This is a genomic window from Sphingomonas sp. SKA58 (assembly GCF_000153545.1).
GTDB classification, from domain to species: domain Bacteria; phylum Pseudomonadota; class Alphaproteobacteria; order Sphingomonadales; family Sphingomonadaceae; genus Sphingobium; species Sphingobium soli.
Genome location: NZ_CH959307.1, coordinates 334,818 through 361,607 on the forward strand (window position 1 = coordinate 334,818; position 26,790 = coordinate 361,607).

Genomic DNA, 26,790 nt, shown 5'->3' on the forward strand with positions numbered 1-26,790 from the left:
ATGAACGCACCCTGGAAACCGGGCGGCGCCCTGCGCGATCCGTTTCATGCCTTTGTCTGCGACGATCACAGCTTTGACGTGCTGCGCGCCGTCGCCGCCGAAATGGGCTGGGCGCCCGAAAAGGTGAACAAGGGCGGGATGCGCAATGCCGTCCAGACATTGTCCATCACGGCCTCGCCGCAAATCCTGTTCGTCGATATGTCCGAAAGCGGCGACCCGCTCAACGACATCAACAGCCTGGCGGAAGTGTGCGAACCCGGCACGGTGGTTATCGCCGCCGGCCAGGTCAATGACGTCCGCCTCTACCGCGACCTCGTCGCCAGCGGCATTCAGGATTATCTGCTGAAACCCTTTGGCGCGGACCAGCTGCGCGATGCGCTGGCGCAGGCGCAGGCGGTGTTCATGGCGCCGCGCGACGCGGGGCCTGAACGGCCGCACTGCACGATGGCGGTCATCGGCACGCGCGGCGGCGTCGGCGCATCCAGCATCGCCACCTCGCTTGCCTGGATGCTGTCGGACAAGAAGAAGCGGGCGACCGCCCTGCTGGACCTTGACGTGCATTTCGGCACCAACGCGCTGGCGCTGGACCTGGAACCGGGCCGCGGCCTGACCGACGCGATCGAAAATCCCAGCCGCATCGACGGCCTGTTTATCGAGCGCGCGATGGTGCGCGCCAGCGACACGCTTGCGATCCTGTCGGCCGAAGCGCCGATCAGCCAGCCGATGCTCACCGATGGCGGCGCTTTCTACCAGTTGTTGGAGGAATTCCACACCGCCTTCGAATGCAGCGTCATCGACCTGCCGCGTGGCATGTTGATCCAGCATCCCCATCTGATGGGGGACGTGAACACGGCGCTGGTCGTGACAGAACTCACATTGGCGGCCGCGCGCGACACCATTCGCATCCTGTCCTGGCTCAAGACCAATGCACCCCAGGCACGCGCCATCGTCGTCGCCAACAAGGTGCAGACCGGCTCCCCGGAAATCAGCCGCAAGGATTTCGAGCAGTCGATCGAGCGCAAGGTCGATATCCTGATCCCATTCGACCTGCGCGTCGCTTCGCAGGCGGCGAAGCTGGGCAAGACGATGGCCGACGTTGCAAAGGGCAGCAAGGTGGGCGCGGCCTGCGCCGCGCTGCTGAACGAAGCGCTGGGTTCAGAGGACAAGGACGGGGACGTGCGCCCATCAGGCAAGGGCGAATCCCTGCTCAACAAGATCGACCTCAAGGGCATGCTGGCGGCGCGCCGCAAGGACAAGGTCGCGAGCGAAGACTGAGGAATGCGCGCCGCCCATTGGACGGGCGGCCGATAGCGGACGGGGCGAATGCATGGACGGCAATGTCATCTTGATCGCAGTGCTATTGGCGGCGATGCTGGGGATGGTGGCGATGGCCTTTGCCGGTCCGTCGCCCGAAAAGGCGCGCAAGCGCCGCGTCGCCACGATCCGCGGCCGTCATGGCGAATCTGCCGAGGCCTTACTGGAAGCGCGCATGCGCCGGGCGATTTCCAATCGTCCCACGGGAGCCGAAGCCAAGATGCTGGTGTCTCTGGTGCCAAACCCGGACAATCTGACCAAGCGCATCAAGATGACCGGCAAGAAATGGACGCTCAGTCAGTATATGACGGCGTGCGCAATCATCTTTCTCCTGATCACCGCCTTGTTGGCCCTGCGCGGATTTCCATTTTTCTTTGCCATGCTGGTCGGCGCGGCGGCTGGCCTTGGTCTGCCGCACTGGTGGGTCGGGCGCCTGATCACGAAGCGGGTCAGCCAGTTCAATGCGAAATTTCCCGATGCGCTGGAATTGCTGACGCGCGGCCTGCGTTCGGGCCTGCCGATCGCCGAGACGCTGGGCGTGGTATCGAATGAGATTCCCGGCCCCGTGGGCGAGGAGTTCAAGCTCATCACCGAACGCATCAAGATCGGCCGGACGATGGAGCAAGCATTGCAGGAAACCGCCGACCGGCTGGGCACGGCGGAATTCCAGTTCTTCGTCATCACGCTGTCTATCCAGCGCGAAACGGGCGGCAACCTGGCCGAAACCTTGTCGAACCTGGCCACAGTGCTGCGCCAGCGATCGCAGATGAAGCTCAAGATTCGCGCCATGTCGTCGGAATCAAAAGCGTCGGCCTACATTATCGGCGTGCTGCCGTTCCTGGTGTTCGGCATGATCTGCTACATCAATTTCGACTATATGAAGCCCTTTTTCACGCCCGATCCGGTCGGGATTTTCGGGCTGAGCACGATGCAGGTCATTGGCATCGGCGGCATGTGCTGGATGGGCATTGGCGCATTCATCATGGCCCAGATGATCAATTTCGAAATTTGATGGCGAGGCATTAGGATATGGAAGCCCCTACCCCCGCCGGCACCTTGTTCGGCATGACCGCCACCGATTTCGGCACGCTGCTGGCTGGCCTTGCGACACTTGCCGTCCTGTTCGCGCTCTACGCCGTGATGACGGTGCGCGATCCCATGGCCAAGCGCGTGAAGGCGCTGAACGAACGGCGCGAACAACTGAAGGCCGGCATCACCGCCTCCACCGCCAAGCGCCGCGCCAAGCTGGTCAAGTCCAACCAGACGACGGACCAGATGCGGTCCTTCCTCTCCAGCCTCAAGGTGCTGCAGGACGACCAGCTCAAGGATGTGCAGGTGCGCCTGGCGCAGGCCGGCATTCGATCGAAGGATCTGGCGGTTGCGGTCATTTTCGGCCGCATGATCCTGCCGATCGCGATCGGCGGCATGGCCGCGATCCTGCTCTACGGCGTGGGCATCCTGCCTGAATGGGGTCCGATGAAGCGCTTCTTCGCCTTCGCGGTGGCTCTGCTCCTGTCCTACAAGGCGCCCGACCTGTTCATCGACAACAAGGTGCAGAAGCGATCGGCTGCGATCCGCAAGGGGTTGCCGGACGCGCTCGACCTGCTGGTCATCTGCGCCGAGGCGGGCTTGACCGTGGACGCCGCCTTTGCGCGTGTCGCCCGCGAACTGGGCAAGGCCTATCCCGAACTGGGCGACGAATTTCACCTGACTGCAATTGAGCTGAGCTTTCTGACCGAACGGCGCATGGCGTTCGAAAATCTTGCCTCTCGCGTGAAGCTGGATGCGGTCAAAGGCGTGGTCACGACCATGATCCAGACCGAGAAATATGGCACGCCCCTGGCGTCGGCGCTACGCGTCCTCTCCGCCGAATTTCGCCACGAACGCATGATGCGGGCAGAAGAAAAGGCCGCGCGCCTGCCGGCCATCATGACCGTTCCGCTGATTCTCTTCATTCTGCCGACCCTGTTCGTCGTCATCCTGGGTCCGGCAGCCTGTTCGATCAGCGCGGCTTTCTAAGGCGCTTGTCATGGGGCGGTTGCCGTAGCGTCGGTCGCGGCATCGCCCTCCCAAGGATAAAGCGCTGGCGCAAAGGGCTTTCCTTCTCTATTTTACGCTAACGTAAAAGGAAAGAAGAGAGGATCGCATGTCCATCATCCGCACCATTGCCCCTGTCGCTGCGCTGGCGTTCGGCGCTCTTGCCGCGCTCCCAGCGCAGGCGGCGCAGCCGGTAACGGGCCGCTGGGCCACCGTCGATGGCAAGGCGATCGTCAACATCGCGCCCTGCGGCAAGCATATGTGCGGCCGGATCGAAAAAATCGTGAAGCCCACGCCCGGCCGTCCGCAGACCGACATCAAGAATCCCGATCCGGCGCTGCGGTCCAAGCCATTGGTGGGTCTGGCACTGTTGTCGGGCTTCAAGGACGAGGGCGATCTCTGGAAGGGCACGATCTACGATCCGGAAAGCGGCAAGAGCTACAGCAGCAAGATCAGCCGCAACAAGGACGGGACGCTCAAGGTGCAGGGCTGCATCGCCTTTTTCTGCAAGACGCAGACCTGGACGCCGGTACGCTGACAGCGGACATCGGCAAAAGGGATTAGACACGCGCGTCGAGGCCAATGCGCCTCGACATAATCGGACAGTTGGGCCAAGGGCGAGCGATGATCGGGCTCGTCGCTTCGCTTTTATTCGTTCTCATCTGGTCGACCGGCTTCATCGTGGCGCGGGCGGTGGTGCCCCATGGCGCGCCTGAGCTGGTGCTGGCGATTCGGCTGGGCGCCACGACATGTTTGCTTACAGGCGCGGCCGCCTTTGCCGGACAGAGCTGGCCGCGTGGCCGTCGGCTGGGATTGCATCTGACGGCCGGTGCCATGCTGCACGGCCTTTATCTGACAGTCAGTTGGTGGTCAGTCAGCCGGGGCATGCCGGCGGGGATCATGTCGCTGTTGGGCGCGACGCAGCCGCTGATGGTGGCAGTGGCTAGTGTGGCGCTTCTGGGCGATCGTCTGCCCGGGCGGAGCTGGCTGGGCCTGTTCATCGCGATCACCGGCGTTGTTTGCGTCCTGATGCCCGCGATCGAAAGCAGCGGCACTACCGCAGTGCCAGTCATCCCGGTGTTGGCCGGCATCTTCGCCATCATCGCCATGACGGGAGGCACGCTCATCCAGCGCGGCCAGATTGCCAGCGACCCGATCCTGATGTCAGGCGCGGCGCAGAACCTGGGCGGCACCATCGTCGCGGTTTCGGCAACGCTGATCGTTGGCGAATGGCGGTGGGACAATGACCCGATTTTATGGATCGGCCTTGGCTGGTCAGTGCTGGGCCTGTCTGCCGGCGGTCTCAGCCTGTTGGTCTGGCTGGTACGGCATCAGGGGCCGACGGCCATGTCGATGCTGTTGCTGCTCGTGCCGCCGCTGGCCGCGATCGAGGCCTGGGCGCTGTTCGGCGAACAGCTGGGGCCGGTGCAGCTCATCGGCTTCGCCCTGGCGCTGGGCGGCGTGCTGCTCGGTCGCTCGCAGGGCCGCGCCAAGGGTCGCGACGCCGCTGCCGAACTGGTCGAGCCGGCTTGATCGTCACATAAACGTCATCGCCTGCAACATCGTCGTCATGATCGCGCGCTATGCGGCGGCATGAGCAAGCGTCCGCCCTCCCTTCCCGCCCAGTCCGCCGACCTGGCGATGCAGATGGCGCTTCGCCAGATCGACTTCAGTCGCGCGCCGGCGTCGCGCCCGGCCGTGCCCGTCGCCAAGCAGGCTGCGCCCGCGCCCCTGTCCTCGCCCCCTTCCGACGAGCATCGGCTGGCGCTGCGCCGGCGCGACTGGCTGGCCGACGTGCAGGAGGCGCAGCGCGCCCTGTCGGCCTATGCATCGGGCCTGCTGACGGCCGAAAACCTGTCGGGTGAGGAATTTCTCCACAGCTTCTACGCGCCGGGCCGCCCGGTACTGATCAAGGAAGCGATGACCGGCTGGCCGGCGCTGGAACGCTGGACGCCGGACTATCTGGTCGACCGGATCGGCGACGCGCAGATCGAATATCAGGGCGGTCGCTCCAGTGCTGCCGACTATGAGCTGAAGAAGGAACGACACCGCAAGCTGGCGACCTTCCGCCACTTCATCGATCTAGTGCGGGCGGGCGGCAACGACGCCTATCTGACCGCGTCGAACAGCACCACCAATGCGCCCGCGCTGGCGCCCCTGGATGAGGATCTCGGCCATCTCGACCCCTATCTGCGCCAGCCGCAGGGCATGTTGTGGATCGGCGGCGCGGGCGCCTTCACCCCGCTGCATTTCGACCTCACCAACAATTTGCTGGCGCAAGTCACCGGCACCAAGCGGCTGATCCTGATCCCGCCTTCGCAAACGCGGCGGCTCGCGCATCGCAGGCATGTGTTCAGCGACGTACGGGACGTAACGGACGAGGCCCAGCTAAAGCGGTTTCCGCAAGCGCGCGACGTGCTGCGTTATGAGGTGCTGCTGACGCCGGGCGACCTGCTCTTCATCCCGATCGGCTGGTGGCACCAAGTGCGGTCGGAAAGCTTCTCGACGATGCTCACCTATACCAGTTTTCACTGGCCCAATGCGGGCCATGAAAATTATCCCGCCGGCTGATCAGGCCTCGCGAAGCCGCTCATGATGGCGGATCACTTCATCGATGATGAAACGCAGAAACTTCTCGGTGAAGTCGGGGTCCAGCTTCGCGTCCGCCGCCAATTGCCGCAATCGCGCAATCTGTCGCTCTTCTCGGCCCGGATCGGCCGGCGGCAGATCATGGGTCGCCTTATATTCGCCGACCGCCTGCGTGACCTTGAACCGTTCGGCGAGCATGAACACCAGCGCCGCGTCGATATTGTCGATGCTTTCGCGGTAGCGTTTCAACGTCTCGTCCATGGGCCGGCTCCTTGGGTTGGTCGCGGCGCTTTTTGCTGCTCGCGGGCCGGCGTGCAAGCTATTCCCGCTTGCCTTTGCGCTTTTGCACCGCCACATGATCGCGGTCATGACAGCACCTGCACCCGGTAACGTCCATCCTATTGGCCGCGCTTCGAGCGCGCCGTCGCTTGACCCCATCATGAACCTGGTTGCCGACGGCATGAATCAGGTCAATGCCGTGATCCTGGATCGGATGCAGTCCCGCATCCCGCTGATCCCGGAACTGGCGGGACATCTTATCGCTGGCGGCGGCAAGAGGCTGCGGCCGATGCTGACGCTCGCCTGCGCCGACTTGGTCGGCTATGCAGGCGCGCGCCACTACAAGCTGGCCGCGGCTGTCGAGTTCATCCATACCGCGACGCTTCTTCATGACGATGTCGTCGATGGATCGGGCATGCGGCGTGGCCGCAAGACCGCCAACATCATCTGGGGCAACAGCGCCAGCGTCCTGGTCGGCGATTTTCTCTTTTCCCGCTCTTTCGAACTGATGGTCGAGGCGGAATCGCTCAAGGTGCTCAAGATCCTGTCCGGCGCGTCAGCCGTGATCGCCGAAGGAGAAGTCAACCAGCTGACCGCCCAGCGCAAGATCGACACGAGCGAGGAACAATATCTCGATATTATCGGCGCGAAGACCGCTGCCTTGTTCGCCGCTGCCTGCCGCATTTCCGCTGTCGTCGCCGATCGCAGCGAGGCTGAAGAACAGGCGCTCGACGTCTATGGCCGCAACCTGGGCATCGCCTTCCAGTTGATCGACGACGCGATCGACTATGAATCGGACGAAGCGACGATGGGCAAGGATGCGGGCGACGATTTCCGCGATGGCAAGGTGACGCTGCCTGTCATCCTCGCCTATGCGCGGGGAAGCGAGGCGGACCGCGCTTTCTGGAAGGCGGCGATTGCCGGCCACCGCGTCAGCGATGCGGACCTGGCCCACGCCACCGGCCTGCTACGCCAGACCGGTGCTATTGCCGATACGCTGGCGCGCGCGCGTCATTATGGCCAGCGGGCGATCGATGCGCTGGGGATGTTTGATGCCGGCCGGGCCAAAGCGGCCCTTACCGAAGCGGTCGAATTTGCGATAGCGCGGGCCTATTGAGGGGAACGGCATCGCCGTTCTCCTCCCCAACCATCCACGCGGATTTGCCCATCATCGCGGGCCTTTTCCGTCCACGAATTTGCCCTTCGACATGCTTGACCCCAACGGGCGTTACGCTGAACCGGACATGCCATGATCCTTTCCCCCGAAACGCTCGCCTTCCTGGTCGCCGCTGCATTGATGGCGGGGTGCATCGACGCCATGGCGGGCGGCGGCGGGCTCATCACCTTGCCCGCGCTGATGGCGGCCGGCATTCCCCCTGTGCAGGCCGTGGCGACGAACAAGCTGCAAAGCTGCTTTGGCACGTTCGGCGCATGCGTCGCCTATGCGCGGCGTGGGCATATGGATCTTAAAACCTATAAGGGGCCGGTAATGGCAGCCTTCATCGGGTCCGTGGCCGGCGCATGGTTGTTGCAACGGGTCGATCCGTCCATCCTCGCCGGCCTCATGCCCGCGCTGCTGATTGCAATGGCGGCCTATTTCACCTTTTCGCCCAAGCTGGGCGACGCTGACCGCCATGCCCGGATCGGCATAGCAGGGCTATCCGGCCTGATCGGCGTCGTCGGCTTTTACGACGGCTTTTTCGGCCCCGGAGCGGGCGCTTTCTACACCACCATCTTCCTGGCGCTGGGCGGGCTTTCGATCCTGCGCGCAACAGCGCAGACCAAGGCGGCTAATTTCGCAAGCAATATCGCTGGCCTGCTGACGATGCTCGCGGGCGGCCATGTGATTTGGGTTGCGGGCCTGGCCATGGCCTGCGGTAGCATTATCGGCGGCCAGATCGGATCGCATCTGGCGATGCGCTTTGGATCGCGGCTCATCAAACCGCTGCTGATCCTGATGTCGCTGGCGCTTACCGCCAAGATGTTGATCGATCCGAAAAACCCCATCCACCTTTATTTGTTCGGATAAAGCTGGCCCTCACTGCGACTGCAAAAGGGTCGCGACGCGCCGACGCAAGTCATCAACCGCGAAAGGCTTGGTCAGCACTTCCATGCCTGGTTCGATATGGCCATGGTTGAGCACGGCATTTTCCGCATAGCCCGTGATGAACAGAATACGCAAATCCGCCCGCAATCCGCGCGCCGCTTCCGCCACCTGACGGCCATTGAGGCCGCCAGGAAGGCCCACGTCCGTCACCAGAAGGTCGATCCGCGCCTCCGATTCCAGCAGGCGCAGCCCCGCTGGGCCGTCGCCCGCCTCCAGGCAGCGAAACCCCAGATCCGTCAGCGCGTCACTCACCAGCATCCGCACAGACGGTTCATCGTCAATGATCAGCACCGTTTCGCCGGCATCGACTGTCGCTGGCATATCGCCCGGCAGGATAATATCTTGTTCTTCCTCCCCGCGATGGCGCGGCAGGTAAATGCAGACCATCGTGCCCTGCCCGACCTCGGAATAAATACGGACATGGCCGTTACTCTGCCGCGCGAAGCCATAGACCATCGACAGGCCAAGCCCCGTCCCCTGCCCGATCGGCTTTGTCGTAAAGAAGGGATCGAACACCCGGTCCAGCATAGCCTTGTCGATGCCGGTGCCGGTATCGCTGACGCAGATGGTCACATATTGACCAGCGGTCAGATTATGGTCCCGTGCGGTGCGATCGTCCAGCCAGCGATTGGCGGTTTCGATCGTGATCGTGCCGCCATCGGGCATCGCGTCGCGGGCGTTGATGCACAGATTGAGCAGCGCATTTTCAAGTTGGTTGACATCGACCATCGCCGGCCACAGGCCGGCTGCGGCGACGGTTTCTACATTGATTTGCGGTCCGACGGTACGCCGCACCAGTTCGGACAAATCTCCCAGCATACGGTTCACGACGACCGGCTTGGGCGTTAGCGTCTGCCGCCGTGAAAAGGCGAGCAGCCGATGCGTCAGTGCGGCGGCGCGGCGGGCCGCGCCCTGGCCTGCGGCCAGATATTTCTCCACATCGCTCACGCGCCCCTGCGCCAGACGCACACCGATCATCTCGAACGCGCCGGTAATACCGGCCAAAAGATTGTTGAAATCATGGGCAAGGCCGCCGGTCAACTGACCCACAGCCTCCATCTTTTGCGCTTGGCGCAGCGCGAGTTCCACTTCCTCCCGCTCGGCCAATGCTTCGGTGATGCGCGCTTCCAGCGTCTCCTGAAGTTCGCGCTGGGCGCGCTCCGCCTGCACGCGGTCAGTTATGTCCTTGAACAGGACGGCGACCTGCCGGTCCTCGAAGGGGCCAACCCGGAAACTATGAACCTCCAGATGATGGCCGGTCGCCACCAGTTCGCGCTGGAACCGGATCGGATTTCCACTGTGAAGAACGCCGCCGTACAGCTCGACCCAGCCATCCGCCTCATCCGGCACCATCTCGCGGACTTTCTGACCTACGACGTTGGCAATGCCAGCGTGCCGTTCATAGGCGGCATTGGCCTCGACATGAATGTAATCGCTCAAGGGGCCATGTGGACTGTCCAGAAATTCGATGATGCAAAAGCCTTCATCCATCGATTCGAACAGGGTGCGATAGCGCTCCGCATTCCCCGTCAAATTGGGCATCGTCTCCACCACCTGTTCAATGTCACATATTGGCCGACCGCAGGTTCGAAAGAACCGCGTGCCGCAGCAACGATTGCGGGCGCAACTTTTTCCTTGGCCTCCAGAATTTTTGCGTGGCTTGCGCTGGCGCAATTTCGGCGCAACAGGGTGAGCGCAATGACAATGCTGCCGATCCACGCCGTGCTGCCTGACCTGCTCACCACCCTGCGCGCCAGCAGCAGCGCGGTGCTGGTGGCGCCCCCTGGCGCCGGTAAGACGACAGCCGTCGCCCCGGCGCTGCTGGCCGAACCATGGTGCACTGGCCAGGTGCTTTTATTGTCGCCGCGTCGGCTGGCGGCACGGGCAGCGGCAGAGCGGATCGCCGAAATGATAGGCGACGAGCCGGGCGGCATGGTCGGCTATGCCACGCGCATGGACAGTCGGCAGTCGACACGCACGCGCCTGCTGGTGCTGACCGAGGGGATATTCGTCCGCCGCATTCAGGACGATCCGGAACTGACGGGCATATCGGCGGTCCTGTTCGACGAGGTTCATGAACGCGGCCTCGACAGCGATTTTGGGCTTGCGCTAGCGCTGGATGCGCAGGCCGCGCTGCGACCCGACCTGCGCATCGTGCCGATGTCGGCGACGCTGGACGGCGCGCGCTTTGCCGCCTTGCTGGGCGACGCGCCGGTGATCGAAAGCGAAGGGCGCATTCAGCCGCTCGACCTGCGCCATATCGGCCGCGCGTCGGAAAAACGCATCGAGGACGACATGGCCGCTGCCATCCGCCGCGCGCTGACCGAGGAAGCGGAGGGCGACCTGCTCGCCTTCCTGCCGGGGGTGGCGGAAATCGATCGCACGGCCGAGCGCGTTGAGGGCCTGCCGGCAGAGATCCACAGGCTGCACGGCTCGCTCGATCCGGCAGCGCAACGCGCCGCCATCCGCCCGTCGCGCGAGGGGCGGCGCAAGGTCATCCTGGCGACGTCCATCGCCGAGACCAGCCTCACCATCGACGGGGTGCGCATCGTCGTGGACTCAGGATTGGCGCGCCGCCCCCGCTACGACCGGGCGGCCGGCGTGACGCGCCTTGTGACAGAAAGGGCCAGCCAGGCTTCAGCGACCCAGCGCGCCGGCCGCGCGGCGCGACAGCGACCGGGCGTTGCCTATCGTTTGTGGGAGGCGGCCGCGACCGCCGGCATGCCGCCGTTCGATCCGCCTGAAATATTAGAGAGCGACCTATCCAGCCTGATGCTCGATTGCGCGCTATGGGGTGTCAATGATCCAGCGACCCTGCGATGGCTCGATCCGCCGCCAGCCTCGGCGGTTGACGAAGCCCGCCGGCGTCTGATCGCGCTCGAAGCGCTGGACGACGATGGCCGCATCGCCGCGCATGGCAAGGCACTGGCGAAACTGCCGCTGTCGCCGCGGATCGCCCATATGCTCGTGCGCGGGGGCGACATGGGGCTGGTCGATATCGCCGCGGACGTGGCCGTGCTTCTGGGCGAGCGCGGAATCGGCGGGCAGGACACCGACCTGACGCTGCGACGACAGCGCTGGCGCCGGGAAAGCGGCAAGCGAGCAGATGCCGCCCGCGCCATGGCACGCCGCTGGGCCAGGCTCGTCCCCGCCATCCATGGCGGAGGAGGTTCCAGCACGCGCCCAGCGGAGAGTCAGCGCTCCACCCTAGTCGCCGCGTCCGAACATCAGGTCGGCCTGTGCCTGGCCCTCGCCTTCCCCGACCGCGTGGCGAAACGCCGCTCCGCCGATGGCGCGGACTGGGTCAGCGTGGGCGGACGCGGCTTTCGGCTCGATCCGCTCTCCCCGCTTGCGCGCGAGGAATGGCTTGCGGTGGGCGAAGTGCAGGGCAGCGCCGCGGGCGCGCGCATCCTGTCGGCCGCGCCGATCGCGGAAGCCGATATTCTCTCCCTGTTCGGTCATCGCGTGCAGGAACATCGCATCGTGCGCTTTCGCAGCGCCAATGGCGGTATCGAGGCGCTGCGTGAACGGCGTCTGGGCGCAGTGCGCCTGTCATCCGGGTCCGATGATCGGCCCGATCCCGACGCTGTCGCTGGCGCGCTGCGCGATGGCGTCAGGCAAGGCGGTCTGTCGCTGCTCCCTTGGTCGGACGCCGCAATGTCGTTGCGGACGCGCGCCGCCTTTGCCGGCATCGAAGCCCTGTCGGACGAGGCGCTGATGGTGACGCTGGATGACTGGCTGCCGCCACTCCTCCAGGGCAAGCGCCGCTTGTCGGACATAGACCGGTCTTTATTGTCCGGCGTGCTGGAAGGGCTGATCGGCTGGGATGGCAAGCAGCAGCTGGACAGGCTCGCCCCTGCCGACTTCCGGTCCCCCGCCGGCTCGTCCCATGCCATCGACTATGCGGCGGAGGGCGGCCCGCGCGTCGAATTGCGGGTGCAGGCGCTCTTTGGTCTCGCTGCCCATCCCACGATCGGCAACCAGCATATTCCGCTCGTGCTTTCGCTTACGTCGCCAGCGGGCCGGCCCATACAGACGACCCGCGACCTTCCCGGTTTCTGGGCGGGCAACTGGCGTGACGTGGCCAAAGAGATGCGCGGCCGTTACCCCCGCCACCCCTGGCCCGAAGATCCGGCCGCCGCCAGTGCGACTTTGCGCACCAAAAGGGCCGATGCCCGCGCCAAGTCTTGACTTGAACCGCGCGGCTGGTGCAACGCAGCAAGGTCTTGAACGGAGTTTCTACGCGATGAGCGCGCGCATCTATCAAATCCAGAAAAACGCCATGCAGTCAGGCAAGGCGCTGACCCATAAATGGGTGCTGGAATTCGCGCAGGCAGAGGCCAAGATGCCCGATCCGCTGACCGGCTGGGCAGGGTCAGGCGATACGCAGAGCCAGGTGAAGCTGACCTTCGCCACGCAGGATGCCGCGATCGCCTATGCCGACAAATATGGCATTGCCTACACGCTTATTGCCACCCCGCCCAAGACGCTGAAAATTCAGGCCTACGCCGATAATTTCCGCTGAGCGATCGCATTTTGCTTGCACATTCGGGCGCGATGCTGCCCGATTGACGCCTTATTCGCTTGCCAAGGGGCGGACATAGGCGGCACAAGCCGCGTTTTGACGGAAAGATTTTCACGATAATGACGGATCGCACCGCAATCTTCGAAAGCGTCGCCGCGCAGATCGAACCCTTCAACAAAAAGGGTATCGCGCTGACCGAGACCACCAGCTTTGCCGGCGATCTGGAGTGGGACAGCCTGACGGTTATGGATTTCGTCGCGGCGATCGAAGATGAATTCGACATCATCATCACCATGAACATGCAGGCCGAGATCGAAACCGTGGGCCAGCTGGTCGACGCGGTGCAGAAACTCAAGGCCGCCTGACGACAAAAGCAAGTCCGTTCGTTTCGAGCGTAGGTTCGAGCTCGTCGAGAACCGAAGTCGAGAGGGCGGCGAACCAGTTCTCGACCGACGCATCTCGACTTTGCTCGATGCTGCTCGAACCGAACGGAAGATTTGACATGACCGACGCAGCCGCTACCGCGAACGACGCGCGCACCCCTGTGGAAACACTCGCCGCACGCGACCTGTTTTCAAAATTCGATCCCCTGATCGCCGAGCGCGAGGCGCTGCTGGCGACAGGCGTGCGCGATCCGTTCGCGATCGTGATGGACGAAGTGAAGTCGCCGACCCAGGCCGTCATCAAGGGCAAGGACACGATCCTGCTGGGCACCTATAATTATATGGGCATGACGTTCGATCCCGATGTGGTGGCAGCGGGCAAGAAGGCGCTGGACGATTTCGGCGCTGGCACGACCGGCAGTCGCGTGCTCAACGGCACCTATCAGGGCCACAAGGAAGTCGAAGAGGCCCTCAAGGATTTCTACGGCACCAGCGGCGCCATGGTCTTTTCGACGGGCTACCAGGCCAATCTCGGCATTATTTCGACGCTCGCGGGCAAGGGCGACTATGTCGTGCTCGATGCCGACAGCCACGCGTCCATCTATGATGGCTGTTTTCTGGGTGACGCGGACATTGTCCGGTTCCGCCACAACAGTGTGGACGATCTGGACAAGCGCCTGGGTCGCCTGCCCGCCGACGCGCTGAAGCTCGTCGTGCTGGAAGGCGTATATTCGATGCTGGGCGACATCGCCCCCCTGCCCGACATGGTCGCCGCGATCCGCAAGCATCCCAATTGCATGATCCTGGTCGACGAAGCGCATGGCATGGGCTTTTTCGGCCCAAATGGCCGTGGCGTGTACGAGGAGCAGGGCGTCGAGAAGGACGTCGATTTCGTCGTCGGCACCTTTTCCAAGTCGGTCGGGACGGTCGGGGGCTTCTGCGTGTCCAACCATCCCAAGTTCGAGGTGCTGCGCCTTGTGTGCCGCCCCTATGTCTTCACCGCCTCGCTGCCCCCCAGCGTCGTCGCCACCGCCGCCACCAGCATCCGCAAGCTGATGCATGCGGGCGAGAAGCGCGCTCATCTGTGGAAAAACAGCAAGCGGCTGCATCAGGGGCTGACCGATCTTGGCTTCACGCTGGGCACGAAGACGCCGCAGTCGGCGATCATCGCGGTCATCCTGACCGATCAGACCCAGGCCGTCGCCATGTGGCAGGCGCTTTTGGAACTGGGCCTCTACGTCAACATGGCCCGCCCGCCGGCAACACCGGCAGGAACCTTCCTGCTGCGCTGTTCACTCTGCGCGGACCATAGCGACGATCAGGTCGAACAGATCATCACCATGTTCGAGGCGGCGGGCAAGGCAACTGGCGCCATCGGCTGATAAGGCCTTCCCCCCGGCGCCATATGTTCTTGCCGTGCGCGAAACGCTACGGTTGGAAGATGTAGCGCAGGATATTTCGCCTTCGACTCTGTTGGGCTAAGGTCGACCGCCATGGCGGATGGTGACATTCAGAACCAGCGATCGGATCAGCGCGGCATGATATGGCTTGCCGCGCTGCGTCGCGTCGTCCCGTGGCTGCTTATCGCGCTGCTCGTCGGCTCTTTGGGCACGTTGCTCTACACTGCCCGAACAGCATCGCGCGATCACGCGCAAGCGTTGGCGGAACAGCAACGCAGCTTCGAAATCATCGCCCTTGCACGCGGGTTCGAAGCACGGATCGCACGGGCGGAAGTGACGCTCGCCCGTTATGTCATCAGCCTTGAGCCTGATACGGGCCGTCTGTTTCAGGATCAGTGGCGCAGCGCCAATAGCCAGCTCCGCGCGCTCTTCTACGCCACGCGCGGCGCGGATTGGCAGCGCGGCAATGTCGAGGCGTTGCAGCGCGCCTTTGCCGAACGGGGCAAGCGACTGAGCGAGATCGGGCTGCGCACCACCTATGACCAGAAGATGACGGCGCTCGCCAAATTCCATGAGGCTGGCAAGAGCGAGGATTTACAACAGATATCCGATCTGCTTGCCCGGGTGATCGCTGCGGAAAATGCGCGATTGCGCGAACGCAGCCTCGCAGTGTCGCTGGCCGGCGATCGCACGGAATGGATCGGAAAGACCTGGCGCCTGTTTGGCCTCGTTCTGTTGGTCTGCGTGTTGTTCGCCGCCTGGTTCGCTCATGTCGCCATTGCGGATCGACGCAATGCCAGGCGTCAGGCCGAACTGGAATCCGAACGGGCCGATTCGCTCGATGCGGCCGTGCGCGCCCGCACCGCCGAACTGTCCGCCGCCTATGACCAATTGAAGCTGGAGGCAACCGAACGTGCGGCCGCCGAGGACAGCCTGCGCCAGATGCAGAAGATGGACGCCATTGGTCAGCTGACAGGCGGCATCGCCCATGATTTCAACAATATGCTGGCGGTCGTCGTGGGCGGTCTGGAACTGGCGCGGCGCAAGATGCGACTGAAGCCAGAGGAGGCGCTGCGCCATATCGACAATGCGACGGAGGGCGCCAACCGTGCCGCCGCGCTGACCCGCCGCCTGCTGGCCTTCGCCCGGTCAGAGCCACTGCTGCCCAGCGCCGTCGATCCAGACGTCCTGATCGCCGGGATGGCGGATCTCATCGATCGCACGATCGGCGATCAGATCACCGTCACCTTTCAGCATGAAGCGCAGGGCTGGCAGATTTTCGTCGATCAGCATCAGATGGAAAATGCGATCCTGAACCTGTGCGTCAATGCCCGCGACGCCATGGAGGGGCGCGGGCGGCTGATCCTTGCCACCGGGCGCGCCACCCTGGCGCAGGGCGAGGTCGCCGAATGCGCAGCGGGCGATTATGTCCGCATGAGCGTGACGGACGATGGCTGCGGCATGACGCCCGAAATATTGGCGCGCGTGTTCGAACCCTTTTTCACGACGAAGCCCGTGGGCAAGGGCACGGGCCTAGGCCTCAGCCAGATATTCGGCCTCGTCCGCCAGAGCGAAGGCGATATTCGCATCGAGTCCGAACCCGGAGGCGGCAGCACCGTGACCCTTTATCTGCCGCGCTGCATCACGGAAGCGGAACCGCTGGCCGAAGACAGCCTGTCGCTGTCCCGCGCACCGGTCGAGCACCCGCCCACCCGCATATTGGTGGTGGAGGATGATCCGCGCGTCCTGCGGCAAACGATGGCGGCGCTTAGCGAATTGGGGCATTTGCCGATCGCGTGCGATCACCCGGGAAAGGCCGCACGGTTGCTCGGCAACAACGGCGATGTCGGTCTGATCCTGAGCGATGTTCTGATGCCCGACATGACCGGGCCCGAAATGGTACGCGCGCTGCCGGCCGCCTTCCACCATTTGCCCATTCTGTTCGTCACCGGCTTTACCGGCGACGGCAATGATCAGGCGGATTTTGGCGGCCATCCCGTGCTGCGCAAGCCCTACACGCTCGCGGCCCTCGCCCAGGCCGTCGGCACGACGCTCAACGGATCGCGCCGCCCCGCAACAGCCGCGGCAGCAGAGTGATCGCGCCCAGCAGCGGCCAGCGCCGCTGCCAGGGCCTGATCATGATCTGCGTGCCGGCGTGGCGATTGATCTTCCAAGCCAGATAGTCGATGCCCCCGGCATAGGTGAAGCTCGCCTTGGCAAGCCGGATGACGGACAGGCGCTTGCCACGGCGCCGGAGCATGCGCCAATGCGCGGCGGCCTGCTCCGGTGACAAGGCGTTGGGCACCTCGCCCGCCTTCCCTGTCCCGCGCAGCTCGGCAATCTGCGTAAGGGCAGCGCGGCCGAACCGTTCATATCGATCGGGATCGACATCGACGATCGACAACGACCGACCCTTTTTCTCAGCGCGTAGCTCGGCATTGTAAGTCAGGGTGAAACCGGTCTTCCAAATGTCCAGCACGCCAATATCCGTGTCTGATGGCAGCATAGGCATGGTGAGCGAAAACAATGTCGGTGCAGCCTGCGCCACCGCCGCGATGGCGCGCTGCCGCGCCAGATCGTCCGAAGTCCAGAGCAGCCGCGCAGGCTGGGCAAAGCGCGCCCACACCGATACATTGTCCGCGGCCGGGCTGTTCAGACGGTCAAAATCGGCTTCCGACAGCACGGCATATTTGGCGATCAGGCCATTATGTTCGAATGGAAAGACGTTAGGCGGAACGAGCGCATTTGCGCGGCCGAGCCAGCTTTTCCCATAGGTCGCCCGATAGTCGGACACGATGAGATAGAAATCGAGCATCAGCCCATCGAGATTGGCCTCCCGCAGGCAGGAACCGTAAAAAAGGACGGCGCGGGCAGTGTCGGGATACCGGGCCGCCAGCGCGCCCGCCATGGCGGCAGCGCGCGGATCAGCCGGGGCGGCGAGTTCGGCCGTGACGAGGGAAAGAAGTTGGCTGGGCATCGCGCACGGCCTAGACGATTATCCGGCGGGATGGAAAGTGGCTTCGAGCCACCCGCGGGTGCCGTCTGGCAGGAGGTGGCGAATGCCTCCTGCTTATCCCGCGCCGCGGGCGCACCGCGCCGCGCCGCCGCTCCCTGCGGATCGTAGGATGTGAGAGAGCCGGCAATCAGACGCGCCGGAACAAGAGCGATATGTTGTTGGCCGGCATTTCGATCAGCTTTTCGAAAGCCAGACCCTGCGCCTTTGCCGCCACGATCACTTCATCCACCGCGCGCAGACCCCAACGCGGATCACGGCCTTTGAGCGACGCATCAAAGGCAAGGTTGCTCGGCGCGGTTTCGACGCCATCCTTTGTATAGGGGCCATAAAGATAGAGCAGGCCGCCGGATGACAGCGTGCCCCCTGCCCCTTTCATCAGGCCAAGCGTGGCTTCCCATGGCGATATATGCACCATGTTGATGCACAGGATCGCTGCGGCCTCCATTGCAGGCCAGTCGCCGACGGCATCCAGGCGAACGGGCGGCCGAAGGTTTGGGAGGCCGGCCTCGGCCCGCCACGCAGCGATCGAGGCGAGCGCGGCTGGATCGGGATCGCTGGGTTGCCAGCCAAGAGTGGGGAAAGCCCCGGCGAAGTGGACGGCATGCTCGCCGCTGCCGCTCGCCACTTCCAGCACGAGCCCGCAGGTCGGCAGCGCATCGCGCAGTACCGCCACGATGGCGTCACGGTTGCGTAAAGTGGCGGGAGCATGACGCTTATCCGCATCGCGGGCTCCGGAACCGGGTTCCCACGGTTCCGGCGCGTTCGTCATTCGGCTGCTTCCGCCAGGTCCGGATCAATCCAGCTCAACACCGGCTTACGAGCAGCCAGCGTCTCGTCCAGGCGCCGGCGCGGCGCATGATAGGGTGCACCCTTCAGCGCCTCGTCCCCCGCCTTCGCCCGCTCGGCCAGGCTGCGCAGCGCCAGGATGAACTGGTCGAGGGCCGCCTTGCTCTCAGTCTCGGTCGGTTCGACCAGCATCGCGCCATGAACAACCAGCGGGAAATACATGGTCATCGGGTGGAAGCCTTCGTCGATCAGCCCCTTGGCGATGTCGAGCGTGGTGAAGCCTTCGGCCAATCCCTTGTCGCTGAACAGAGCCTCATGCATGCACGGCCCGCTTGCCCCGAAAGGCGCGTCGAGCACATCGTCGAGGCTGCGAAGCACATAGTTGGCGTTGAGCACGGCATCCTCCGCCACCTGCCGCAGCCCGTCCGCGCCGTGGGACAGGATATAGGCGAGCGCGCGGGTGAACATGCCCATCTGCCCGTGGAAGGCGGACATGCGGCCAAAGCTCTGTGGCATTTCCGCGCCGACATTCTCCTCCTCGATCAGGTGGATCGATCCGTCCTCCATCCGAGCGGTGTAAGGGAGCGGGCCGAAGGGCGCGAGCGCTTCGGACAGGACCACCGGACCCGAGCCGGGCCCGCCACCGCCATGGGGCGTGGAAAATGTCTTGTGCAGGTTGATGTGCATGGCGTCGACGCCAAGGTCGCCGGGACGGACGCGGCCGACGATGGCGTTGAAGTTCGCGCCGTCGCAATAGACGAAGGCGCCGGCGGCATGGACCGCGTCGGAAATCACCTTCATATCGCGCTCGAACAGGCCGCAGGTGTTGGGGTTGGTGATCATCACCGCCGCGACGTCGGGACCGAGCCGTGCTTTCAGTGCCTCAAGGTCGACGCGGCCATCCGGAGTCGCGGGAATGTCTTCCACCTTGTAGCCGCAGAAGGCGGCGGTGGCCGGGTTGGTGCCATGGGCGCTTTCGGGGACCAGCACCACCTGCCGTGCATCGCCGCGCGCTTCGAGCGCCGCGCGGATGCAGAGCAGGCCGCACAGTTCGCCGTGCGCGCCCGCCTTGGGCGTCATGGCGACGCCGTGCATCCCGGTCAGCTTGATGAGCCAGACAGCGAGTTCATTGATGACGCCAAGCGCGCCCTGAACGGTCGATTGCGGCTGGAGCGGGTGGATATCGGCGAAACCGGGCATCCGCGCGACCTTTTCATTGAGGCGCGGGTTGTGCTTCATCGTGCAGGAGCCAAGTGGGAACAGGCCAAGGTCGATGGCGTAATTCTGTCGGCTAAGGCGCGTATAATGGCGCACCGTTTCCTGTTCGGAGAGGCCCGGCAGTCCAATCGCGTCGGTGCGGGCGAGGTTGCCAAGATGGCTTTCGACCGCTGGTGAGACAGCGAAGTCGACACCTGTCGTGTCGGTCGAGCCGATCTCGAAGATCAGCTTTTCCTCCAGCATCAGGGCGCGGTTTCCGGTGGCGGTAGCGGGGGCCATATGGGCTTCCTCGACGGGCGTGGGGGCGGTTGGGCGGCCTTCCTTGAGCATCGTCATGCCAGTTCCTCCGTGAGCGCAGCGGCAAAGGCTTCGATGTCCTCGGCCGTGACGGTTTCGGTGACGGCGACGACAAGGCCTTGCCCAAGCTGCGGCGCGTGGGGGAAGAGGCGGCCGAGCGAGACGCCGCCCAGCATGCCCTTGTCGGCCAGCGAACGGGTCACGTCGCGCGCGTCCTTCGGCAGGACCAGCGTAAATTCGTTGAAGAATGCATCGTTGACCAGGGTCACGCCCGGCACCTTCGCCAAACGATTGGCCGCCTGAACCGCAAGCGCGTGGTTGAGCGTGGCCAAGTCGCGCAGCCCCTTTTCGCCCAGCAACGTCATATGGATGCTGAACGCCAGCGCACACAGGCCCGAGTTGGTGCAGATGTTTGACGTCGCCTTTTCGCGACGGATATGCTGTTCGCGGGTGGAAAGCGTCAGCACGAAGCCGCGCTTCCCCGCAGCGTCCACCGTTTCGCCGCACAGGCGTCCCGGCATCTGGCGCACATATTTCTGCTTGCACGCAAACAGGCCAAGATAGGGCCCGCCAAATTGCAAGCCGACGCCGATCGACTGGCCTTCGCCCACGACGATGTCCGCCCCCATGGCGCCGGGCGCCTTGATCGCGCCGAGCGCAACGGGTTCCGTCACTACCGCGACCAGCAGCGCGCCAACGGCATGCGCCGCGTCCGCCAACGCAGTAAGGTCCTCAATTCGGCCGAGAATATCGGGATATTGGACAACAACGCAGCTTGTGTCCTTGTCGATCGCCGCGATCAGCTTCTGGCTGTCGCTTTTGCTGTCGAGTTCAGGCGTTTCATAGGCCAGATCGTCGCCCGTGAACTTGGCCATCGTCTGCGCGACCGAGACATAATGGGGGTGGAGCCCCGACGAAAGCAGCGCCTTGCCCCGCTTGGTGATGCGCCGCGCCATGACGATCGCTTCCCAGCAGGCAGTCGATCCATCATACATGGACGCATTGGCGACGTCGCAGCCCAGCAACCGCGCGACCTGCGTCTGGAATTCGAACAGCACCTGGAGCGTGCCCTGCGCGATTTCCGGCTGATAGGGGGTATAGGCGGTCAGGAACTCGCCGCGCTGGATCAGATGATCGACGCTGGCGGGCACATGATGCTTGTACGCGCCCGCACCCAGAAAGAAGGGCGCTTCCCCTGCTGACAGATTTTTCCGGGCCAGCGCGGCCATGTGCCGCTCGACCGCCATTTCGCTGGCATGATCGGGCAGATCAGGGATCGTTCCGGCCAACCGAGCTTCGGCGGGCACATCGACAAACAGATCATCGATGGAGGAAGCGCCGATGGTGGCGAGCATCGCCTGCCGGTCGCTGTCGGTAAGGGGTAGGTAGCGCAATTTCATTCTCCACTCCCCTCCCTTTCAAGGGAGGGGCCGGGGGTGGGTGCGATTGCACGGCAATCGCCGGCAATGCCTTTAAGGTCAGGTCGCAAGGCTCGCTTCGCTCGCCACCCACCCCTTCCCCCTCCCTGACAGGGAAGGGCTTATCCAGGCATCAAAGGCTGGCCACGAACTTCTTGTAGGCGGCTTCGTTCATCAGGCCTTCCAGTTCGCTGGCGTCGGTCAGCCGCAGCTTGAAGAACCAGCCATCTTCTTCGGCGTCGCTGTTGACCAGCGCGGGCTCGTCCTCCAGCGCGCTGTTGGTTTCCACGACTTCGCCGGAAATCGGCGCATAGACGTCCGACGCGGCCTTCACCGATTCGACGACGGCGGCATCATCGCCCTTTTCGAACGTTGTTCCTTCGGCGGGGAGTTCGACGAAAACGATGTCGCCCAGTTGTTCCTGCGCATAGTCGGTGATGCCGACCGTGGCGATTTCGCCCTCTACGTCGATCCATTCATGTTCGTCGGTGAAATAACGGCTCATATGCATGTTCCCCTTCGCAAAGGTGATGAAATCAGGGCTTGCGGCGATACCGATGCGGAACGAACGGCATCGGCGCGACCACAGCGGCAATACGCTTGCCGCGCACATCTATTTCCAAAGCCGTGTCGATCGCCGAATAAGGCGTGCTAACCCAGCCCATGGCGATCGGCGCGCCAAGCGTCGGGGCAAAGCCGCCCGATGTGACTTCACCGACCTCGACCGATCCGGCGAAGATCTTGGCGCCTTCACGCGCGGGCAGACGCCCCTCGACCCGCAACCCGACCCGGCGCGCACCCGGCCCATCGGCCAGTTCCTTCATCACGCGTGCATGACCGTTAAAGCCGCCTTCCTCACGCCGACGCTTCTGGATGGCGAAACCCAGGTCTGCCGCGATCGTGCTGACGGCGGGCGTCAGATCATGACCGTAGAGCGGCAGCCCCGCCTCCAGCCGCAGCGAATCGCGCGCGCCAAGGCCGATGGGCTTGACTTGCGGCAGATCGCAGAGCGCGTCGGCCAACAGCCTGGCATCCTCGCCCGGCAGGCTGATTTCAAAACCGTCCTCACCGGTATAGCCAGACCGGCTGATCCACAGCGGCACGCCGCGCCAGGTGAACAGGCCCGATTGCATGAACAGCAGATCGGCCGTTTCCGGGATCAGGCTGGCCAGCGCTGCACCGGCTTCAGGCCCCTGAAGCGCCAACAGGGCCTGCTCATCCATATGGTTCATGGTGACTTCGTCAGGCAGATGCTCGATCATCCAGCCAATATCGTCATATTTGGTCGCGCCATTGACGACCATGTAGATGTCTGCCCCGTCGAACGCGCCGTCACCCAGGCGTGATACCATCAGGTCGTCCAATATGCCGCCTTCGTCGTCCAGCAGCATCGAATAACGCTGGCGAAAGGGCTTCAATCCCCTGATGTCGCTGGGGAGCAGATGCTCCACCGCGGCGTCGACGCCGTCGCCCGTGAAGGTCAACTGGCCCATGTGGCTAACATCGAACAGGCCGGCATGTTCGCGGGTCCAGCCATGTTCGGCCATGATGCCCTCATATTGGATCGGCATATGGTAGCCGGCAAAGCCGACCATGCGCGCGCCCCTGTCGCGATGCCAGGCATCGAGCGGCAGCGGCTGCAACGGCAGATCTTCTTCGATAGGGGTGACGTCGTGCGTGCCGGACATGAAAGGCGGCCTCCGTGCATGAGGATATGGCGACAGCGTCATCCTGCCTGATCGGCCGGATTGCTGCCACCCCCTCTGTCACGGAACCTGAGAGCTTTGACCAGCGGCCTTGTGGCCGACCAGCTTACCCCTTCGGTGGGACGGGCGAGAAGCGCGTCCGCTTTCCAGAGTGCCTTGCGCGCGATGCGGTCCTTTGGCCTGAGAGATTCCGGGGCGGTTGCTCCTTCGGCGACGGGCTGTGCCTCAAAGGCCGCCCATGCTCTCCCGCATCATGCCCGGCGGACGAATCCGCCGGAGACAAACAGCGCATTGCGGCAAAGGACGGGGCGCGTCAATCGGCGAGCGCAAGCGCACCGTAGATTTCCCGGTGCCGCTTTTCCGCGTAACGATCGGTCATGCCCGCGATGAAGTCGGCGATATGGCGGCTGCGGGTGGGTTCTTCCAGCGCGCACTCGTCGCGCCATTCGGCTGGCATCAGCGCGGGGTCATCCTGATAGGCGCGAAACAGGCCGGTCACGATCACCCGTGCCCGATCCGCCGCCGCCAATTGGTCGGGATGATGATAGAGGGTCGCGTACATGAACCGCTTGAGCGTCCGTTCCTGCGCGGCGAGGTCAGGCGAGAAGCAGACCAGCGTGCGGCCGAGCGCGCGCACATCGTCGACGGTTTCGACACGTGCATCCGCGATATTATGCCGGGTCGTTTCCAGCAGATCGTTGGCCATCACGCCAATTTGTTCGCGCACCAGTTCGCGCAGCAGCCGGTCCTGCGGGACGTCGGGATAGCGGGCACGGACCCTGTCCCAGCAGTCGTGCACGAACGGCACTTCGAGCAGTTGCTCCAGAGTCAGCAAGCCGGCGCGCAAGCCATCATCAATGTCGTGATTGTCATAGGCGATGTCGTCCGAAATCGCCGCGAGCTGCGCCTCGAGCGAGGCATGGCTTGTCAGGTCGAGCGGAAAGAGCGTGTCAAGATCCTGCATTGCCCATCCCGGGCGGGCGACCGGACCATTATGCTTGGCCAGACCCTCTAGCATTTCCCAGCTGAGGTTCAGCCCGCGAAAACGCGGATAGGGGCTTTCGAGGAGCATGAGCGTGCGCAATGTATGAGCATTATGGTCGAACCCGCCATGCTGGTCCAACGCCGCCTCCAGCGCATCCTCCCCGGCATGGCCGAAGGGCGGATGGCCGATGTCGTGCGCCAGGCACAAGGCTTCGGTCAGGTCTTCGTTAAGGCCCAGCGTTCGCGCGGTGGTGCGCCCGATCTGCGCGACCTCCAGGCTGTGGGTCAGGCGGACGCGATAATGGTCGCCATCGGGGGAGACGAACACCTGTGTCTTGTGGCGTAGGCGACGAAAGGCGATTGAATGGATGATGCGGTCGCGATCGCGCTGGAATACGTCGCGCGGTCCACGCATCTCCCCGCCCGGCTCGGCATGAAGGCGGCCGCGGCTTGCGGCGGGATGGCAGGCATAGGGGGCGAGCAGCGTCATGCCCGCCCCTTACTCGCCAGCCAGCTTCTCGACTACCTCTCCCGCATCGCTTTTCCACGCGAACACGTCAGCGCCGGCAGCCTTGAGCTTGGTTTCCAGTTCCCTGGCGCGGGTAAAGCTGGGGAATGGCCCGACCAGCAGGCGGTTAGTCTGACCCCAGCTGGCCGTCCAGGCATCCTGCGGCGCGATGCTGTCATATTTACCGCGCAACCGCTTCATCGTGAAGGCGAGCGCAGATTTGCTCTGCCCTACGCCGACTTGCAGCCAGTTGCGTGAGGGATTGGCGGCGAGGCGCTTTTTCTCCTCCGCCTCCTTCTTGGCCTTGGCATCGGCTTCGGCCTTTGCCTTGGCGGCCGCCTCCTTCTTGGCTTTTGCCGCAGCAGCCGCAGCGGCGGCCTGGCGTTCAGCGCGGCGCGCTGCCTGCATGGCGGCAATCTCGTTCAGATCCACGGCCGCGACGGTCGCCTGCCGCTCGGCCTCAGGCACGTCAATCGCGCGAATGATGTCGGCCAGGGTGCGCGTGGCTTGCGGGTCGGGTGCCGGGGGCGCGGGCTGGCTGGCGGCCGGCGTGGGCGCAGCAACTGACGGCTGCGTAACGGTCGGCGGCGATGCGGCCCCATCGACGGCAGTATCCTGCACGCCGGGCGTAGCGGCAGGCGCGGCGGCTGCGGGTGTCTTGTCTTCGATCGATGCGAACCCCGGCGCAGGCGGTCCCTGCACGCTGGGCGCGGCAGCGCGCGCCATCGACGGGGATTCGGAAGGAGAAGCGGCACTGGGCGTCCGAGGCAAGGGCTGCACGACAGGCTGGGCCGCACGGGCAGGCAGCGATTGGACGGTCTGCGCCTGCGCCACTTGGGTCGCAGCGCCAGAGTTGGCGGGACTCGCGGTCGGGGTCGGCGCAGGCTGGCTTGAAGCCGACGGACGAGGCGCAGGCATGGGCGTCTGACGCCCCTCGGCACGCGCCAGGCGCGCAGCCTCTCGCCGCTGCCGCCGCTGTTCCGCACGGCTGAGCGGACGGGACCGCGATGGCGCGGATTGCGTCGGGGCCTGCGCGATCTGCGTGGCAGGCGCAGATGCAGGCGTTGCCGACGTTGCTGCTGGGGGCGGCGTGGTCGGGGTGACTGCCGCAAGGGTGGTGCCGACCTGCGAGGGGAATTGGCCGAAATGCACCGCCGCCGCCTTTTGCTGTGCAGTCAGATAGGGCATTTTCTGCATATAGGGGGTGATCGCCGCGGCAAGCCGCGCTGGCATCGCCTGCTCCGCCACTTTCTTGGCATCGGCCTGACGATTGTTCATGGCATAAATGAACGCCCGATACCGCCATGCAGCCCGATCGCTCTTGTAGAGCAGCGGCTCCAGCATGCTTTCCGCTGCGTCCACCTGACCCGATATGCCGAGCGAAGCGGCATAGCGCCGGCGCAGTTCGGCGTTGTCGGGAGAACGCGCCAAGGCGGCCTGATAATCACGCTGCGCACCCGCCTGGTCGCCCGTCAAGTCGCGCGCAAGGCCGCGTTCCATCAGGATGCTCGTATCAGGAAAACCCAGCCGCTGCGCCTGGTCGAACAATCGCACAGCTTCGGCTGGATTTTGCAGCTTGAGCATGACCCGCGCCAGCCCCGCCTTGATACGGCCATTGCCGCTGGCAATCGCGTCGGCGCGGGCGAAGAATCCAGCGGCCCCGTGCGGATCATCCAGCGCGAGCGCAGCTTCGCCAGCGCCGATCATCGCGTCGACATCGCGCGGGTTGGAGGCCAGCCGCGCAAGGTTACGATTAAGGTCGGCAGCGCCCAGCGGCGGGACAAGATCGGCCTGATCGGTCTGGGCAAAAGCGGGAGGCGCAAGGAAGAGCGCGGCGAGAATCCAGGGAAGAGACTTAGTCACATCCCCCCCTTAGCCCATGCCATGGCGAATGGGAAATCAGCCGGACCAAAAAGCGCGCCGGGCCGATCCGGATGGCCGACGACGCGCTTTATGACATGAGGCGCGGCCATCGCCGCACCTGGCCTTACTGGTTATTCTGACGATTGAGGAACCGAGGGATATCAACACCCGGAGCGGCATCGTCGGATCCTGCACCAGCCGTTTTTTCCGACCCACGCGTCAGGCCCGCCATCCGTTCGAACAGCGTGCCTCCCGTGGCGACACGCGGAGCAGTTGCGCAGGGTGGGGAGCGGGCGCCGGAGCCGGTGCGGGAGTTCCGCATTATCGGCGCCCAGAACCAGTTCGTCCTCGTCCGGACTT

The 26,790-nt window shown here is 64.2% G+C and carries 23 protein-coding genes, 1 pseudogene and 1 riboswitch; of the genes and pseudogenes, 13 read left to right on the forward strand and 11 right to left on the reverse strand.

Features of this window, described 5'->3' with window-relative positions:
• The 6 genes from SKA58_RS10920 to SKA58_RS10945 all read left to right on the forward strand — a co-directional run bounded on the left by SKA58_RS10920 (window position 1) and on the right by SKA58_RS10945 (window position 5,922).
• Window positions 1-1,275 (forward strand): pilus assembly protein CpaE, encoded by a 1,275-nt coding sequence (locus tag SKA58_RS10920; RefSeq protein WP_009822486.1) that lies wholly within the window; start codon window positions 1-3, stop codon window positions 1,273-1,275.
• Window positions 1,276-1,327: 52 nt separating this feature from the next.
• The gene (locus tag SKA58_RS10925; protein ID WP_009822487.1) at window positions 1,328-2,326 is read left to right on the forward strand and encodes a type II secretion system F family protein; all 999 of its coding nucleotides are present in this window, start codon (window positions 1,328-1,330) and stop codon (window positions 2,324-2,326) included.
• Between the two features lie 17 nt (window positions 2,327-2,343).
• A complete protein-coding gene (locus tag SKA58_RS10930; RefSeq protein ID WP_009822488.1) occupies window positions 2,344-3,333 on the forward strand; it encodes a type II secretion system F family protein in 990 nt (329 codons plus the stop codon).
• A 127-nt stretch (window positions 3,334-3,460) separates the two neighbouring features.
• Window positions 3,461-3,889, forward strand: a complete 429-nt coding sequence (locus SKA58_RS10935; protein ID WP_009822489.1) for a DUF2147 domain-containing protein — start codon at window positions 3,461-3,463, stop codon at window positions 3,887-3,889.
• 86 nt (window positions 3,890-3,975) lie between these two features.
• Window positions 3,976-4,884 (forward strand): DMT family transporter, encoded by a 909-nt coding sequence (locus SKA58_RS10940; RefSeq protein ID WP_037543444.1) that lies wholly within the window; start codon window positions 3,976-3,978, stop codon window positions 4,882-4,884.
• A gap of 60 nt (window positions 4,885-4,944) precedes the next feature.
• Window positions 4,945-5,922 (forward strand): cupin-like domain-containing protein, encoded by a 978-nt coding sequence (locus tag SKA58_RS10945; protein WP_009822491.1) that lies wholly within the window; start codon window positions 4,945-4,947, stop codon window positions 5,920-5,922.
• Here the strand turns inward: SKA58_RS10945 and SKA58_RS10950 are convergent, their stop codons facing one another.
• The gene (locus SKA58_RS10950) at window positions 5,923-6,201 is read right to left on the reverse strand and encodes a chorismate mutase (protein ID WP_009822492.1); all 279 of its coding nucleotides are present in this window, start codon (window positions 6,199-6,201) and stop codon (window positions 5,923-5,925) included.
• A 106-nt stretch (window positions 6,202-6,307) separates the two neighbouring features.
• Here SKA58_RS10950 and SKA58_RS10955 point away from each other — a divergent pair, with 106 nt between their 5' ends.
• Entirely contained in the window at window positions 6,308-7,336 is a 1,029-nt protein-coding gene (locus tag SKA58_RS10955) for a polyprenyl synthetase family protein (RefSeq protein WP_037543445.1), read from the forward strand.
• Between the two features lie 132 nt (window positions 7,337-7,468).
• Entirely contained in the window at window positions 7,469-8,248 is a 780-nt protein-coding gene (locus SKA58_RS10960; protein ID WP_009822494.1) for a TSUP family transporter, read from the forward strand.
• A 9-nt stretch (window positions 8,249-8,257) separates the two neighbouring features.
• On the opposite strand, the gene SKA58_RS10965 is transcribed toward SKA58_RS10960, so the two are convergent.
• The gene (locus SKA58_RS10965; protein ID WP_037542990.1) at window positions 8,258-9,868 is read right to left on the reverse strand and encodes an ATP-binding protein; all 1,611 of its coding nucleotides are present in this window, start codon (window positions 9,866-9,868) and stop codon (window positions 8,258-8,260) included.
• Window positions 9,869-10,024: 156 nt separating this feature from the next.
• Here SKA58_RS10965 and hrpB point away from each other — a divergent pair, with 156 nt between their 5' ends.
• From hrpB to SKA58_RS10990, 5 genes are all read left to right on the forward strand, one after another.
• On the forward strand, window positions 10,025-12,517 hold the full coding sequence (hrpB, locus tag SKA58_RS10970) for an ATP-dependent helicase HrpB (protein ID WP_009822496.1): 2,493 nt from the start codon (window positions 10,025-10,027) through the stop codon (window positions 12,515-12,517).
• 55 nt (window positions 12,518-12,572) lie between these two features.
• Window positions 12,573-12,851, forward strand: a complete 279-nt coding sequence (locus SKA58_RS10975; RefSeq protein ID WP_037542992.1) for an ETC complex I subunit — start codon at window positions 12,573-12,575, stop codon at window positions 12,849-12,851.
• Window positions 12,852-12,970: 119 nt separating this feature from the next.
• Complete coding sequence (locus SKA58_RS10980; RefSeq protein WP_009822499.1) at window positions 12,971-13,216, forward strand: acyl carrier protein; 246 nt, start codon at window positions 12,971-12,973, stop codon at window positions 13,214-13,216.
• Between the two features lie 137 nt (window positions 13,217-13,353).
• Window positions 13,354-14,616, forward strand: coding sequence for a serine palmitoyltransferase (spt, locus tag SKA58_RS10985; RefSeq protein ID WP_050763042.1), 1,263 nt, complete (start codon window positions 13,354-13,356; stop codon window positions 14,614-14,616).
• 111 nt (window positions 14,617-14,727) lie between these two features.
• Window positions 14,728-16,731 (forward strand): ATP-binding protein, encoded by a 2,004-nt coding sequence (locus SKA58_RS10990; RefSeq protein ID WP_009822501.1) that lies wholly within the window; start codon window positions 14,728-14,730, stop codon window positions 16,729-16,731.
• Here the strand turns inward: SKA58_RS10990 and SKA58_RS10995 are convergent.
• The 9 genes and pseudogenes from SKA58_RS10995 to SKA58_RS20565 form a co-directional block, all read right to left on the reverse strand.
• Window positions 16,688-17,611, reverse strand: coding sequence for a hypothetical protein (locus SKA58_RS10995; protein WP_009822502.1), 924 nt, complete (start codon window positions 17,609-17,611; stop codon window positions 16,688-16,690). The genes SKA58_RS10990 and SKA58_RS10995 overlap by 44 nt on opposite strands.
• 166 nt (window positions 17,612-17,777) lie before the next feature.
• The gene (locus tag SKA58_RS11000) at window positions 17,778-18,419 is read right to left on the reverse strand and encodes a DUF938 domain-containing protein (RefSeq protein ID WP_009822503.1); all 642 of its coding nucleotides are present in this window, start codon (window positions 18,417-18,419) and stop codon (window positions 17,778-17,780) included.
• On the reverse strand, window positions 18,416-19,990 hold the full coding sequence (gcvPB, locus tag SKA58_RS11005) for an aminomethyl-transferring glycine dehydrogenase subunit GcvPB (protein WP_009822504.1): 1,575 nt from the start codon (window positions 19,988-19,990) through the stop codon (window positions 18,416-18,418). The genes SKA58_RS11000 and gcvPB overlap by 4 nt, the downstream gene beginning before the upstream one ends.
• Window positions 19,987-21,345 carry an aminomethyl-transferring glycine dehydrogenase subunit GcvPA gene (gene gcvPA / locus SKA58_RS11010; RefSeq protein WP_037543449.1) on the reverse strand — a complete coding sequence of 453 codons (1,359 nt, stop codon included), beginning with the start codon at window positions 21,343-21,345 and terminating at the stop codon, window positions 19,987-19,989. Before gcvPA ends, gcvPB begins: the two co-directional genes overlap by 4 nt.
• Before the next feature lie 157 nt (window positions 21,346-21,502).
• A complete protein-coding gene (gcvH, locus tag SKA58_RS11015) occupies window positions 21,503-21,874 on the reverse strand; it encodes a glycine cleavage system protein GcvH (RefSeq protein WP_037543450.1) in 372 nt (123 codons plus the stop codon).
• Between the two features lie 31 nt (window positions 21,875-21,905).
• A complete protein-coding gene (gcvT, locus tag SKA58_RS11020; RefSeq protein WP_009822507.1) occupies window positions 21,906-23,057 on the reverse strand; it encodes a glycine cleavage system aminomethyltransferase GcvT in 1,152 nt (383 codons plus the stop codon).
• Between the two features lie 176 nt (window positions 23,058-23,233).
• A riboswitch (glycine riboswitch) is annotated at window positions 23,234-23,334 on the reverse strand.
• Window positions 23,335-23,388: 54 nt separating this feature from the next.
• Complete coding sequence (locus tag SKA58_RS11025; protein ID WP_009822508.1) at window positions 23,389-24,549, reverse strand: deoxyguanosinetriphosphate triphosphohydrolase; 1,161 nt, start codon at window positions 24,547-24,549, stop codon at window positions 23,389-23,391.
• A gap of 9 nt (window positions 24,550-24,558) precedes the next feature.
• Window positions 24,559-26,430 (reverse strand): SPOR domain-containing protein, encoded by a 1,872-nt coding sequence (locus tag SKA58_RS11030; RefSeq protein ID WP_009822509.1) that lies wholly within the window; start codon window positions 26,428-26,430, stop codon window positions 24,559-24,561.
• Between the two features lie 124 nt (window positions 26,431-26,554).
• Window positions 26,555-26,790, reverse strand: a pseudogene (locus SKA58_RS20565) (cell division protein FtsZ); the annotation flags it as partial.